The following is a 12328-nucleotide window of genomic DNA, read 5'->3' as shown; positions in this document are numbered from 1 at the left end:
TCCGCCGACCTCGGCGACGCGTGGACGGAACGTGCGCACGCTCATCACCCGGCCTTCCGCATGCCGGCCCGCCTCGTCACGACGGGCCGGGCTTCCTACCGGAGGGCACGAAATCCGCCGCAAGAACCGCGCGGGAACGGCACGCCCTGCCGTGAGAAGCCTTTCCATCGTGGACCACCACCGCAACCGCCACACGGCCGACGATCCGCTCCCGACCCGGCGGGTCCGGAGTGACCACCAGCTTCCCCGAGCGGAGCGGCCGACAAACGCCGGTCACCCTATTGGGGGGCTTAGGGCTTTTCGCGTACGGGCGGAAGGTCACCCAAACGGGCGGTTCACCGCTTTTCGCTTACAGGCTTTTCGCGTACGGGCAGGGAGATCTTCGCCGGACGCAGACCCGGCGCCGATGCGACCAGGGTGACCGGCCCCGGGGTCTTCGCCGGACGCAGGATCGCGAGGGCGCGGCCGTGCCAGGCGTGGTGGCGGGGCCGGCGGAAACTGTCGACATTGTGCGGATTGCCGCTGCCCGCGGCGGCGAGCGTGCCCGCGCCCGCACCTCGGACGCGACCCGGTGCACGGCGTCCGGGACCGGCCGGCCGTCCCGTGACGACCGCTGCCGCTGAGCCCTCGCCGTCCGCGCCACGGCGGGCCCGGGGCGAGCAGACCCGGCAGCTGATCTTCGAGACGGCGTTGCGGCTTGTTCCGCGAGCGTGGGTATGCGGAGACCACCGCACCGGCCGCGAGTTGAAGCGCCCGCCGCCGGCTGAGCCCGGGGGTCTCGTCCACGGGCTTGAATATGCCCGGTCGGCTGGACCGATCAAGCTCCGGGTGTACGGTCGTGCTCATGCGCCTCCCCACTGCCGCGATCACCGCCGGCTCCCTGATCGGCGGCTGGCAACTGGCCCGCCGCACCGGCATCCGCCCGCTGGGCGGCGCCGTCCTGGCCGCCGGCGGCGTACTGGCCGGCCGGGAGTGGGCCCGCCGCACCAATCCGGTCGTGACGGGCGCGCTGGTCGCCACGTACGTCGGCGCCTTTGGTCTGTCCCACCCGCTCGCCAAGCGGATCGGCTCGTGGCCATCGGTGCTGGCGGTGTCCGCCCTGACCGCGGCCGCGTCCTATGCGGCGGCCGACCGCCGCCCGCGCCGCTAGCTCGAAGGCCCTCGGCGGCGGCCCGCGGGCGATAGGGTGGCGCGGTGAGCACGCCGCTGCCGAAGGAACTGCGCGACCTCGTCGAGTCCGGGCCGCTGGCCCATCTGAGCACGGTCAACCTCGACGGGAGCCCGCAGGTCAGTGTGATCTGGATCGGGCTGGCCGGCGACGATGTCGTCAGTGGACACCTGACCTGGAACAGGAAGCTACGCAACATGAGCCGGGACCAGCGGGTCGTGCTGTCCTTCGACGCGCCGCGGGATCGGGCCGTGTTCCTCAACGAGCACGCGGTGCTGCGCGCCCGCGCCACGATCGAGCCGACCGACCAGGCGTGGGATCTGCTCAACCGGCTGACCAAGGTGTACATGTCGGCGGAGAAGGAGTTCCCCGCCCCGCGCACCTCGGGCTACATCGTGCGGTATGCGATCGAGCGGATCGGCGGCGTCGGCCCCTGGACCCGTCAGACCTGAGGGGTTGTCGGTCGCCGCGGCCGGCTCCCGCTGCGACCGATACCCTGGGTCGTGCGCCCGGACAGGATGCGGCTGGTGCCGGCGACCTCGTCGTACACCTCCATGCGGTTGGCCAAAATCGAACTGCCGTAACGGATCGAGCCGGTCAGGTCAATGGCGATCTGGTGGGTCAGCTCATCGTCGGTGTGCTCCTCGGCTGCGCCGAGGCCCTGGCGAAGTTGGCTGGCGCCTACGCGTCCCGACAGCGCCGGGCCGTCGCCTAGGCAGTTGGACGGGGCAGACCCGGGCCGGTCAGGCGCGGGACGGCAGTGGCGGTGCGGCCGGTCAGCAGCAGGACGAGCGCGTCGATCGGGCCGCGTACTTCCTCGCCGTCGCCGGCCGTCCAGTCCGCGTCGGTCGCCACCAGGCGCAGGCCGCGCAGCCGGCGCTTGGCCCAGAACGGCCAGCCCATCGTCCAGGCCCGGGTCGCGGCGGCCACACCCACGCCGGACGGCACGGGAAGCTCACGGCCTAGCGGGATCGCGATGTCCCGGCCGTGCACCAGCACGTCGAGCACGATGTTGCGGTAGTTGGTGACGACCGGGAGCCGCCGGTCGTCCGCGTGCTCGCGCAACTCCCCCACCAGCGCGCCGACGGCCCGGGTCGAAGCGTGCCGGACGGCCAGGTCGTGGTTGAACCGATGGAAGCGGCCGCCGGCCCGCACCGCGTCGGCCAGCATCGAGCGGACGCCGGGCGCCAGCGGCGTCATCGCTACGTGCGCGGCGACGTCACGGACCCGCCAGCCGGCGCACAGCGAGGGCTTCTCCCATTCCGGCTCGTCGAGCCCGCCCAGCAGGCCGGCCAGGTCGATCCGCATCGCGGCAATCGCCCGCCAGCTGTCCTCGCGGTCCATCCCGGCCTCCCTGGTACAGTCAGAGTATCTGACTAGTTTGGTCAGAGACTCTGACCAGTGTCAAGGAGGACGGCATGGCCGGCGAGCCGCCGCTGAACCTCGGACTGCTGCTGTTCATCCCCTATCGGGCGATGGAGTCGCGGGTATTCGCCGGCCTCGCCGAGGCCGGGTTCGACGACTTCACACCGGCGCAGGCGCGGGTGTTCCAGCGGATCGCGCCCGACGGCAGCCGCCTGACCGACCTGGCCGAGCAGGCGCAGATCACCAAGCAGTCGGCCGGCTTCCTGGTCGATCAGCTGGAACGGGCCGGCTACGTCGAACGGGCCCCCGACCCCACCGACGCACGGGCCCGGCTGGTGCGGATCGCGCCACGCGGCGCGGCCGCGATCCCGGTCGCCGCCGCCATCGTCGCCGAGGTGGAGGCCGAGTGGGAGGCACACCTCGGGCGGCCCCGGATGGCGGCCCTGCGACAACACCTCGGCCGGTTACGGGAACTCACCGACCCCTACCGCTGACGGCGGAAACTCCTCGGTGCCCAGGACGAGGAGCAGGCCGAGACGCTCCGAATCCTCGACGCCCGCCGGGGAGAGCACCAGCAGCTCCTGCCCCAGGTCGGGGGCGACCAGGGTTTCGCAATCCATCACGATCGGGCCGACGCGCGGATGCCCGAACGTCTTACGGTCGGCCCAACGTCGACCGGGCACGCGACCGGCCGCCACGCACGTCCAGCCCGGCGCCGGCCGACGAACATCGCCCGGCACGCGACCAGCCGCCGCACACGTCCGGCCCGGCGCCGGCCGACGAACATCGCCCGGCACGCGACCGGCCGCCACGGATGTCGAGCCTGGGTGGGCAACTAAGCTCGCCGGGTGCGTGAGTTGATCGAGCGGTGGCATCGGGGCTGGTGTGCGGCGCGTGGCCTGAACGGGGTCGAGGACCTGGGCGACGGCCTGCGGGTGCGGTGTCTGCAGCCCGGGCGGGACGTCGAGTACGTGGCGCTCTCCGACGCGGCGGTGCCGGAGCTGGCGGCGCGGGTGCTCGGCGAGCGGGAGGTCACGTGGCTGACGGTGGCGACGACCTCGCCGGAAGCGGCGGCCGAGGCGCTCGCCGGGGCCGGGTTGGTGCTGCTCAAGCGGGCCGAGCAGCTGATGACCGTCGTGCTGGCGGACCACCCGTCGAGCAAGCCGGCGGACCCTTACCAGCTTGAGGTCGTACGGGTCGGGGCGGCGGTCACGGCCACGGTCCGGGAGTCGTCGACGGGCGAGGAGGCGGCACGCGGCACGATCGGGCTGAGCGGTCCGGACGGGGTCGCCGACCGGATCGAGACCTTGCCCGCGCATCGGCGGCGGGGGCTGGCGAGCGTGGTGATGGGGGCGCTGGCCGAGGCTGCGCGGGAGGAGGGCGCCGCGAACGGCATTCTCGTCGCCAGCGAGGACGGGCAGCACCTGTACCGGAGGCTGGGCTGGCACACCGTCGCCGACGTCCTGATCGCCACGGCGCCGGGCGGCTAGCGCCGCCGAGCGGCTCGGCCCGGCAAGAGCCGACTACGAGCTCGCGTGGCTGACCGGTCCGGACCGTGAAGGGAGTGTGTCCGGCGGAGGCAAGCCGGGTGGGAGCCGGCGCGTACCGAATGCGGTGGTGATGCGGACGGGACCGGATGCGGTGGTCCGGCCGGGCCGGCGCGGGCAGGATGAGCAGTGACTCGGGAGGGGACAGGGCAATGATCGGGACCTTGCGTGCGGTGGCGCTGGACGCGCCCGACGCCCGGCGGCTCGCGGCGTTCTACGGGGCGCTCGGCGGGTGGACCGAGGCGTATGCCGACGACGAATGGGTGACGCTGACGACCGGGGACGGGTGGCGGGTCGCTACCCAGCTCAGTTCCGACTTCGTCGCGCCGCGGTGGCCCGATCCGGCGTATCCGCAGCAGGCGCACCTTGACCTGCGGGTGCCGGATCTCGAAGCCGGCTCGGCGCGGGCGGTCGAGCTGGGTGCCGAGCTGCTGCACAAGAACGAGAGCTGGTACACCCTCGCCGACCCGGCCGGGCACCCGTTTGATCTGTGCCGGTATCCGGACAAGCAGGAGACGACGCTGATGGGCGTGATGCTCGACTGTCCGGACGCCAAGCAGTTGAGCGTGTTCTACTCCGAACTGCTCGGCAAGGCCATCACGTACGAGGGCACCGGCATGGCGATGATCGGCGAGGACGGGGCGCAGCCGGTGATGTTCCAGCAGATCGCGGACTATCGGGCGCCGCGCTGGCCCGATCCGGCGTACCCGCAGCAGTTGCATCTGGACGTCACGGTCGACGACGTGGACGCGGCCGAGGCGGCGGTGCTGCGGATCGGCGCCACCTCGCTGCATTCCGGCGGGGACAACTGGCGGGTGTACGCCGACCCGGCCGGCAAGCCGTTCTGCCTCTGCTGGGACTGACCCGCCACGCGAACCAACGACGACAGACGGGGCCAACTCGCCACGCGAACCAACGACGACCGACGGGGCCAACTCGCCACGCGAACCAACGACGACCGACGGGGCCAACTCGCCACGCGAACCAACGACGACCGACGGGGCTAACTCGCCGCGCGGACCAGGGACGACAGATCCGGCCACAGGGGCGGGGCGGCGCCGATGGTGAGCTCGGTCGTGAAGTCGGGGCCGTGGCCGCCCAGGGTTACGCCGGCCTCGCGGGCGATCAGCGCGCCGGCGGCGATGTCCCACAGCTTGGTGTCCAGGGCCACGCCGCCGTCCAGGCGGCCGGCCGCCTGGTACGCCAGGTTGAGCGCGGCGGGCAGCCGGCGGATGTCGCCGACCGCCGGGAGCAGTTCCTGGATCAGGCGGCCGGCGCGGGCCTTGGTGGCCGGCCCGGGCTGGAAGCTGACGCCGACCAGGGCCTCGGCCAGGGGTGGGCCGGCCGACGCGGCGAGCGGGCGGTCGTTCAGCAACGCGCCGCCGCCGTCGACCGCGCTGAAGGTCTCGCCCGCCGCCGGATCGTGCACGACCGCCACCAGCGGGCGGTCGCCGTCGTACAGGGCGATGCAGACGGACCACGGGCCGGTGCGGCTGATGTAGTTGCGGGTGCCGTCGAGCGGATCGACGATCCAGGTGCGGCCGCTGCTTCCGGGCCGGCCGTGGCCCTCCTCGGCCTGCACGGCGTCGTCCGGCCGGTCGGCGACGATCGCGTCCACGATGAGGCGCTCGCTGGCGATGTCGACGTCGGAGACGACGTCGTTGGCGTGTGCCTTGGGCGCGCCCACCCGGAGCGTGTCGCGCCGCTCGACCTGCAGCCGCCCGGCCCGGACGGCCAGAGTGGTGGCGAGGTCGCGGGCCGCTTGAAGATCCAGATCCACCACGGCCACCCTAGTCCACGAAGTCGGCCACGACGGCGTCGACCACCCGGCTGGCCTCGGACCCGGGCGTCAGGAGGCCCGTCTGAGCGGCAGCGAGCGTGCTGGCCTCCGGGTGCAACTTCAGCACATCGGTCGAAATAGGCGGAATAGACGAGATGTCAGCGACCACCTCGGCGGGAACGGCCGGACCAGCAGGCAGTGATGTGCGGGCGTTGTGCACGCCGCCGGCCAGTTCGACCAGGCTACTCTGGAGGTCGTTCAGCCGGCGGGTTCAACCGGCCCGACGGCGGCAACAGCGACCTGCGCCGCCGGCACCGGCACCGGCACCGGCACCGGACGCACATCGGTACGCGGCGTCTCCAACAACGGCAACTGGTCGAGCAGATCGGCCGGCGGAAAGCACCGCATGATCTCGTCAGCCGTGGCGGGGATCGGCTGACGGCGGCGGAACAGCCGGGACAGCATTTCCAGAAGCCGCGAGAAAGCCTTCTGCCACCACGGCATCCGCCGCATCGTGCCGTGCTTGATCTTGTACGCGTACGAGTCGATGAATCCGGTCATGGTCGGCCTGCCCAGCCGCGGGTACAGCTGATCCATCACCGCCTCGTGCGAGTGGTCCGGATCGGTGCCGAGCACCGCCAGCGCGTCCGGCGTCGGCCGCACCTTCGGCCCGAACGGCAGCCACGGATAGCGCGGGCAGGACACGTCGAGCCGGTCGAGGCGCGGATATTCCGGGTTGTCGTGGTCGAGGAAGCCGACGAGGTGGTCGAAGGACCGGTTCTCCATCATCAGGACGACGATGTGCTCGATGCGTTCCCGCCCGGACAAGGTGAACCTCTCTCCGCGATGCGATAGCCCACTCCAGGAGTGGTCGTGATGACAGGCGGGTCGCCGAGCTTGCGCCGCAACCGTCCAATGGTGACGGTCACCGTGTTGGTGAACGGGTCGGCGTTCTCGTCCCACACCTCCTCCAGCAGGGCCTCGCTGCTGAGGAAGGCCGGCGCCGCCCGCATCAGCGCCTCCAGGACGGCGAACTCCTTGACCGACAGATTCAGCGGTACGCCGTCGCGGGTGGCGGTCCGGGTGATCGGGTCGAGTTCGAGCCCGCCGGCGCGCAGCGTGCGCGGCCGGGCGCCCGGCTGCCGGCGGGCCAGCGCCCGGATCCGCAGCACCAGCTCCGGGAAGTGGAACGGTTTCGCGAGGTAGTCGTCGGCGCCGAGGGTGAGCCCGCGGACCCGGTCGTCCGCCGACCCGGCCGCGGTCAGCATCAGCACCATCGAGCGGTCCTCCCGCGAGGTGATCATCTGGCAGAGCGTGTCGCCGTGCAGCCCGGGCAGATCACGATCAAGGACGACCACGTCGTACGGGTTGAGGTCCAGCTTTTCCGCGGCACCGAGTCCGTCGTACGCGATGTCGACGGCCATCCCCTGATCGCGCAACCCTTCGGCCACCACCTCGGCCAGCGCCCGCGCGTCCTCCACGACGAGCACCCTCACGCCGGCACCGCCACCGCGAGGGGCAGGTCGACGGTGACCGTCAGACCACCGGCGGGCAGCGCGGCGAGCGACACCGACCCGCCGTGCGCCGCCGCCACCGCCGCGACGATCGACAGCCCGAGCCCGGTCCCGTCGCCGCCCGTTCGCTCGGCCCCCAGACGCTGGAACGGCCGCCCGAGCCGCGCCACCTGCGAATGGTCGAGCACCGGCCCGCTCGACTGGACGACCAGCCGGGCCTCGCCGGAGACCCCGGACACCGACACCCGCACCCAGCCGCCCGGCACGTTGTGGCGGATGGCATTGTCGATCACGTTGCCCACGAGCCGGGCGAGCAGCACCGCATTTCCCCTGGTCACCACGTCGGCGTCGAGATCGGCGTACACCTCGAGCCTGGTCTTTGATGTTTTCAATGCCTCGGCCGCCAGCGCGCCCAGCGAAACCGCGGACCGGTCGTCGAGCGCGCCGTGCTGCGCCCGCGCCAGCAGCAGAAACCCTTCGAGGAGACGGTCGACCCGGTCGAGCTCGGCCCGGATCCGGTCGGCCAGCACCGCGGTCTCGGCCGGCACCGGCGCCGGCTTGGCCATCGCCACGTCCAGCGACGCGCGCATCGTGGCGAGGGGCGTGCGCAGCTCGTGCGACGCGTCGGCGACGAACCGGCGCTGCGCCGCGAACGACTCCTCGAGCCGCCCGAGCAGCCCGTCGATGGTGTCGGCCAGGTCCTTCACCTCGTCCTTCGGCCCATGGACGGCGAGCCGCTGGTGCAGGTTGTCGGCCGAGATCCGCCGGGTCGCGGCCGTGATCACCCGCAGCGGCCGCAGCACCCGCCCGGCCAGCAGCCGGCCCAGCAGCAACGACAGCAACAGGACCACCACCATGCCGACCACCACGCCGAGCAGCAGCTGCCGGGAGTGCGCCTCGTCGGACTGGTCGAGCTGCCGCCGCAGGCGCTCGATCTGCTCGGCCGCCGGGGCCGGGCCGCCGCCGTCGGGGGCGCGGGTGGTGCTGCTGCTGCCGAACGCGCCGATGATCGCGATCAGGCCGAGACCGGTCACCAGGATCATCGCGCCGTACAGGATCGTGTAACGCGTCCGGACGCCCATCGGCCAAGCATGCCGTGCGCGGCCTAACAAACACATGACGTTTGCCGTCGCGCCCGCGTTAGGCCCGGCTCCGTAGAACTTCCGGCATGGACGCCATCATCGAAGTCAGCGAATTGCACAAGCGGTTCGGCCCGGCGGTCGCCCTGGACGGGATGACCTTCACGGCCGGGCCGGGACAGGTCACCGGGTTCGTCGGGCCGAACGGCGCGGGCAAGTCGACCACCATGCGGGTGATCCTCGGGCTGGACCGGCCGGATTCGGGGACCGCGCTGGTCGGCGGTTCCCGCTACCAGGACCTGCGGAAACCGCTTACCAGGCTGGGCGCGCTGATCGACCCGGGCGCGCTGCAGCCGGGCCGCTCGGGCCGCAACCACCTGCTCTGGCTGGCGCATTCGCAGGGGCTGCCCCCGAAGCGGGTGGACGAGGTCCTGGAGATGACCGGGATGCGGCCGGTCGCGCGGCGCCGGGCGGGCGGCTACTCGCTGGGCATGCGGCAGCGGCTCGGGATCGCGGCGGCGATGCTCGGCGACCCGCCGGTGCTGATGCTGGACGAGCCGTTCAACGGGCTCGACCCGGAGGGCATCGTCTGGATGCGCGGGCTGCTGCGGTCGCTCGCCGCCGAGGGCCGGGCGGTGCTGGTCTCCAGCCATCTGATGAGCGAGCTGCAGGACGTCGCCGGGCACGTGGTGTTCGCCGGGGCCGGGAAGGTGGTCGAGGCGGCGTCGACGGTCGCGATGACCGAGCGGTACGGGTCGCTGGAAAGCGCTTACCTTACGCTGACCCGCGGCACGGGGGTGCTGCGGTGATCCGCGCCGAGTGGACGAAGTTCCGCAGCGTGCGGGCGTGGGTGGCGGGGATCGTGGTGGCGTTCGCGGCGATCCTCGGGCTGGGCGTGGCCGGCGCGTACGGCATCTCCCAGGACTGCATGGGCCGGATCTGCCCGGCGCCGCCGACCGGGCCGGGCGGGGAGGCGGTGCGGGACAAGTTCTCGTACGTGCATCAGACCCTCGACGGCGACGGCGAGCTGACCGCACACCTGGCCGGGTTCACCGGGATCATCACCTATCCCCCGCCGAATCACGACGCGATCGTCGCCGGGCTGGTGCCCTGGGCCAAGGCCGGTCTGATGATCAAGGACGGGACGAAGGTGGGCGCCGCCTACGCCGCCGTGATGATGACCGGGCACAACGGCGTCCGCATGCAAAACAACTTCACCGAGGACAGGGCCGGGCCATCCGCGGCGAGCTGGCTGCGTATCTCGCGCCAGGGTGACAAGATCATTGGGTATGCATCGAGCGACGGCGCCGCGTGGACTCCGATCGAGACCGTCGTCCTGAAAAATATTCATAAATCGGTAAATATCGGATTCTTTGTGACGTCGCCGAGCGACATCACGAACGAGGCCAGCCCTCGCGGGGGCACCATCGTCCAGGCCAGATTCACCCAGGCCACCGCCGTCTTCGACCGGATCGACCGGACCGGCGCGTGGAGCCTCACCAAGGTCGGCGACACCGGCGAACAGACCGACTGGCAGAAGTACCACACGCCCGACGGCTACACCGAGAGCAACGGCCGATTGACCGTCACGGGCAGCGGCGACATCGCCCCCGCCGGCAACGAGGGCGGCCCGACCATCGACTTCGCCCTCACCGGCGTGATCGTCGCGCTGATCGCGGTGATCATCGTGGGCGCCCTGTACATCACCGGCGAGTTCCGGCGTGGCCTGATCCGCACCACGTACGCCGCGATGCCCGCCCGCGGCCGGGTCCTCGCCGCCAAGGCCGCGGTGCTCGGCGCGGTCACCTTCGTCCCGGCCCTGCTCGCGACCGCGATCGCCGTGCCGGTCGCGTCCCGGGTGCTCCGCTCGCACCACGTCACCCTGCTGCCCGCCGCCGTCGGCACCCAGGTCCGGGTGATCGTCGGGGCGGCCCTGCTGCTGTCGCTCGCGGCGATTTTTGCGTACGCCTTGGGCGCCGCCCTCAAACGTGGAGTGATCGCCATCGCCCTCGCCGTGGTGCTGGTCGTCCTGCCGTACCTGCTGGCCACGACCTCGCTGCTGCCGCCCGGCGCCGGGCGGTGGCTGCTGCGGCTGACCCCGGCGGCCGGCTTCGCGTTCCAGCAGGTCCTCCCCGCGTACCACCAGATCTCGCTGCCCTACACCCCGTCCGACGGGTACTACCCCCTGGGACCGTGGGCCGGGCTCGGCGTGCTGGCCGCGTGGGCCGCCGCCCTGCTCGGGCTGGCCATCCTGCGGGCGCGCCGGAGCGACGCATGAGGGCCGCGCTGCGCGCCGAGTGGACGAAGCTGCGCACCGTCCCCGACGCGGCCGTCGCGCTCCCGCTGATCGCCCTGCTCACCGTGGCCGTCTCGGTCGCGGCGAGCACGGCCTCCAGCGCCGACGTGGTGCGCTCCAGCCTGATGGGCGTCGAACTCGGCCAGGCCGCGGTCGCCGTCTGGGGAGTCCAGATCCTGGCCGGCGAGTACGGGTCGGGCCTGATCACCGCGACCTTCACCGCGCTGCCCCGGCGGCTCGGCGTGCTGGCCGCCAAGGCCGTCTGCCTGCTCGCCGGGATCCTGGCGGTCGGCGTGCCGTCGATCGTGATCTCGGTGCTGGCCGGGCACCGGCTGGCAAGCGCTTACCCGGCGCTGTCCAGCGGCGCGGTGCTGCGCGCGGGCTTCGGCGCCGTGGCGTACCTCTGCTTGATCGGTCTTGTGGGTTTGGGAATCGGCGCGCTGGTCCGCAGCGCGGTCGCCGGCGCCGGCGTGGTGCTCGGCCTGCAACTCGCGCCGACGGTGATGATGCCGTTGCTCGACCCGCACTGGGCGCGGTGGGTGTACAGACTGTCGCCGTCCACCGCCGGTCAGGCCATCCAGTCCACGGTGGACCTGAAGGGCCTGCCGATCGGGCCGTGGCCCGGGCTCGGGGTCGCCGCGGCCTGGGCGTTCGTCCTGCTCACTCTGGGAGCGTTCACATTGCGAACCCGAGATGTGTAGTCTGTCTTGCCCATGGAGGTCCGGTCGTCGACCCGGGACGCGCTGATCCTCGCCGCGCGCGACCTCACCGTCGAGCGCGGCTGGGACAGCGTGCGGATGGCCGACGTCGCCGCCCGGGCCGGGGTGAGCCGGCAGACCGTCTACAACGAGTTCCGCGGCCGGGCCGGGCTGGCCGAGGCCCTCGCGGTCAGCGAGGTGCGGCACTTCGCGCAGCGAGTGCGGGCGGCGATGGTCGCGCACGGCGGCGACGCCCGGGCCGGCTGCTACGCCGGGATCCTGATCACCCTCGAGGACGCCACCCGCAACCCGCTGGTCCGGGGCGTGCTGACCAGCGGGCACGGCGGCCTCCTGCCGTACCTGACCTTCCGCTCCGAGATCCTGACCGTGGTCGGCGCGGTGCTCACCGAGTGGGCCGGCGTGCACCTGCCCGAGGTGCCGCCGCCGACGGTGGCGCTCGCCGTCGAGTCGGTGATCCGGCTGACGGTCAGCCACATCATGCTGCCGACGGACACCCCGGCCGCGACCGCCACGGCGCTGGCCGAGGTCTTCGTCCGCCTCCTCGGCGTCAGCTGAAGCCCGGGATCGCCGCGTTGCCGCCCCGGCCTTCCTCCCCGGCGTCGCGCGACACGATCTCAGGCAGGGTCATGCCGGCACAGACCGCCGGCGCCCCGGAAAGTCATCGTCAGTACCGGAACGACTTGACCAACCCGTCGACGCGGTTGGCCAGCTCACTCAGCTGAGTGGCGGACTCCTGGGTGACGCCGGCGCCCTTCGCCGTCGCCCCGGCGGCCTCCGCCACCTCACCGATGTTGCGGGCGATCTCCCCCGAACCGGTCGCGATCTGACCGACATTACGACTGATCTCCGACGCCGTCGCC

The 12328-nt window shown here is 72.3% G+C and carries 16 protein-coding genes and 1 pseudogene; 9 read left to right on the top strand and 8 right to left on the bottom strand.

Going from position 1 to position 12328, the window contains the following annotated elements:
* Positions 1-335 precede the first annotated feature (335 nt).
* Positions 336-734, bottom strand: a complete 399-nt coding sequence (locus IH26_RS61645; RefSeq protein WP_169789889.1) for a hypothetical protein — start codon at positions 732-734, stop codon at positions 336-338.
* 110 nt (positions 735-844) lie between these two features.
* Between IH26_RS61645 and IH26_RS0140115 the strand changes: the two genes are divergently transcribed.
* Positions 845-1150 carry a hypothetical protein gene (locus IH26_RS0140115; protein ID WP_030441521.1) on the top strand — a complete coding sequence of 102 codons (306 nt, stop codon included), beginning with the start codon at positions 845-847 and terminating at the stop codon, positions 1148-1150.
* Positions 1151-1194: 44 nt separating this feature from the next.
* Positions 1195-1620, top strand: coding sequence for a PPOX class F420-dependent oxidoreductase (locus tag IH26_RS0140110; RefSeq protein ID WP_030441520.1), 426 nt, complete (start codon positions 1195-1197; stop codon positions 1618-1620).
* Between the two features lie 259 nt (positions 1621-1879).
* Here the strand turns inward: IH26_RS0140110 and IH26_RS0140100 are convergent, their stop codons facing one another.
* On the bottom strand, positions 1880-2512 hold the full coding sequence (locus tag IH26_RS0140100) for a maleylpyruvate isomerase family mycothiol-dependent enzyme (protein ID WP_030441519.1): 633 nt from the start codon (positions 2510-2512) through the stop codon (positions 1880-1882).
* A gap of 74 nt (positions 2513-2586) precedes the next feature.
* Between IH26_RS0140100 and IH26_RS0140095 the strand changes: the two genes are divergently transcribed.
* Positions 2587-3027: a MarR family winged helix-turn-helix transcriptional regulator gene (locus tag IH26_RS0140095; protein ID WP_030441518.1), complete on the top strand. Its 441-nt coding sequence runs from the start codon at positions 2587-2589 to the stop codon at positions 3025-3027.
* On the opposite strand, the gene IH26_RS58830 is transcribed toward IH26_RS0140095, so the two are convergent.
* Entirely contained in the window at positions 2998-3216 is a 219-nt protein-coding gene (locus tag IH26_RS58830) for a hypothetical protein (protein ID WP_211268848.1), read from the bottom strand. The genes IH26_RS0140095 and IH26_RS58830 overlap by 30 nt on opposite strands.
* 165 nt (positions 3217-3381) lie before the next feature.
* Between IH26_RS58830 and IH26_RS0140085 the strand changes: the two genes are divergently transcribed.
* Together IH26_RS0140085 and IH26_RS0140080 are read left to right on the top strand one after the other, a co-directional pair.
* Positions 3382-4023 carry a GNAT family N-acetyltransferase gene (locus IH26_RS0140085; protein WP_030441517.1) on the top strand — a complete coding sequence of 214 codons (642 nt, stop codon included), beginning with the start codon at positions 3382-3384 and terminating at the stop codon, positions 4021-4023.
* A gap of 209 nt (positions 4024-4232) precedes the next feature.
* Positions 4233-4943, top strand: coding sequence for a VOC family protein (locus IH26_RS0140080; RefSeq protein ID WP_030441516.1), 711 nt, complete (start codon positions 4233-4235; stop codon positions 4941-4943).
* A gap of 140 nt (positions 4944-5083) precedes the next feature.
* Here the strand turns inward: IH26_RS0140080 and IH26_RS0140075 are convergent, their stop codons facing one another.
* The 4 genes from IH26_RS0140075 to IH26_RS0140055 all read right to left on the bottom strand — a co-directional run bounded on the left by IH26_RS0140075 (position 5084) and on the right by IH26_RS0140055 (position 8456).
* Positions 5084-5860, bottom strand: coding sequence for an inositol monophosphatase family protein (locus IH26_RS0140075; protein ID WP_169789888.1), 777 nt, complete (start codon positions 5858-5860; stop codon positions 5084-5086).
* Positions 5861-6118: 258 nt separating this feature from the next.
* Complete coding sequence (locus tag IH26_RS0140065) at positions 6119-6649, bottom strand: hypothetical protein (RefSeq protein ID WP_157437620.1); 531 nt, start codon at positions 6647-6649, stop codon at positions 6119-6121.
* Positions 6649-7356 carry a response regulator transcription factor gene (locus IH26_RS0140060; RefSeq protein WP_084599505.1) on the bottom strand — a complete coding sequence of 236 codons (708 nt, stop codon included), beginning with the start codon at positions 7354-7356 and terminating at the stop codon, positions 6649-6651. The genes IH26_RS0140065 and IH26_RS0140060 overlap by 1 nt, the downstream gene beginning before the upstream one ends.
* Positions 7353-8456 carry a sensor histidine kinase gene (locus IH26_RS0140055; RefSeq protein ID WP_030441512.1) on the bottom strand — a complete coding sequence of 368 codons (1104 nt, stop codon included), beginning with the start codon at positions 8454-8456 and terminating at the stop codon, positions 7353-7355. The genes IH26_RS0140060 and IH26_RS0140055 overlap by 4 nt, the downstream gene beginning before the upstream one ends.
* Positions 8457-8542: 86 nt before the next feature.
* Between IH26_RS0140055 and IH26_RS0140050 the strand changes: the two genes are divergently transcribed.
* Genes IH26_RS0140050 through IH26_RS0140035 form a run of 4 tightly spaced genes read left to right on the top strand, consistent with a single transcriptional unit; the run spans position 8543 to position 12023 of the window.
* Positions 8543-9262: an ABC transporter ATP-binding protein gene (locus IH26_RS0140050; protein WP_030441511.1), complete on the top strand. Its 720-nt coding sequence runs from the start codon at positions 8543-8545 to the stop codon at positions 9260-9262.
* Complete coding sequence (locus tag IH26_RS0140045) at positions 9259-10731, top strand: DUF1349 domain-containing protein (RefSeq protein WP_051809372.1); 1473 nt, start codon at positions 9259-9261, stop codon at positions 10729-10731. The genes IH26_RS0140050 and IH26_RS0140045 overlap by 4 nt, the downstream gene beginning before the upstream one ends.
* A complete protein-coding gene (locus tag IH26_RS0140040) occupies positions 10728-11450 on the top strand; it encodes an ABC transporter permease (RefSeq protein ID WP_030441509.1) in 723 nt (240 codons plus the stop codon). The genes IH26_RS0140045 and IH26_RS0140040 overlap by 4 nt, the downstream gene beginning before the upstream one ends.
* Positions 11451-11462: 12 nt before the next feature.
* Entirely contained in the window at positions 11463-12023 is a 561-nt protein-coding gene (locus tag IH26_RS0140035; RefSeq protein WP_030441508.1) for a TetR/AcrR family transcriptional regulator, read from the top strand.
* Between the two features lie 109 nt (positions 12024-12132).
* On the opposite strand, the pseudogene IH26_RS61640 reads toward IH26_RS0140035, so the two are convergent.
* Positions 12133-12328 (bottom strand): annotated as a pseudogene (locus tag IH26_RS61640) (methyl-accepting chemotaxis protein); the annotation flags it as partial.

The sequence above is a fragment of the Actinoplanes subtropicus genome, from assembly GCF_000721705.1.
Classification (GTDB): domain Bacteria; phylum Actinomycetota; class Actinomycetes; order Mycobacteriales; family Micromonosporaceae; genus Actinoplanes; species Actinoplanes subtropicus.
This window is presented reverse-complemented; position numbering and strand designations above follow the sequence as displayed.

Bases quoted from the DNA above. Each gene is read 5' to 3' on its own strand.
- IH26_RS0140050 (WP_030441511.1), top strand. From the start codon at position 8,543: ATGGACGCCATCATCGAAGTCAGCGAATTGCACAAGCGGTTCGGCCCG.
- IH26_RS0140115 (WP_030441521.1), top strand. From the start codon at position 845: ATGCGCCTCCCCACTGCCGCGATCACCGCCGGCTCCCTGATCGGCGGC.
- IH26_RS0140100 (WP_030441519.1), bottom strand. From the start codon at position 2,512: ATGGACCGCGAGGACAGCTGGCGGGCGATTGCCGCGATGCGGATCGAC.
- IH26_RS0140065 (WP_157437620.1), bottom strand. From the start codon at position 6,649: ATGATGGAGAACCGGTCCTTCGACCACCTCGTCGGCTTCCTCGACCAC.
- IH26_RS0140055 (WP_030441512.1), bottom strand. From the start codon at position 8,456: ATGGGCGTCCGGACGCGTTACACGATCCTGTACGGCGCGATGATCCTG.
- IH26_RS0140035 (WP_030441508.1), top strand. From the start codon at position 11,463: ATGGAGGTCCGGTCGTCGACCCGGGACGCGCTGATCCTCGCCGCGCGC.
- IH26_RS0140080 (WP_030441516.1), top strand. From the start codon at position 4,233: ATGATCGGGACCTTGCGTGCGGTGGCGCTGGACGCGCCCGACGCCCGG.
- IH26_RS0140040 (WP_030441509.1), top strand. From the start codon at position 10,728: ATGAGGGCCGCGCTGCGCGCCGAGTGGACGAAGCTGCGCACCGTCCCC.
- IH26_RS0140095 (WP_030441518.1), top strand. From the start codon at position 2,587: ATGGCCGGCGAGCCGCCGCTGAACCTCGGACTGCTGCTGTTCATCCCC.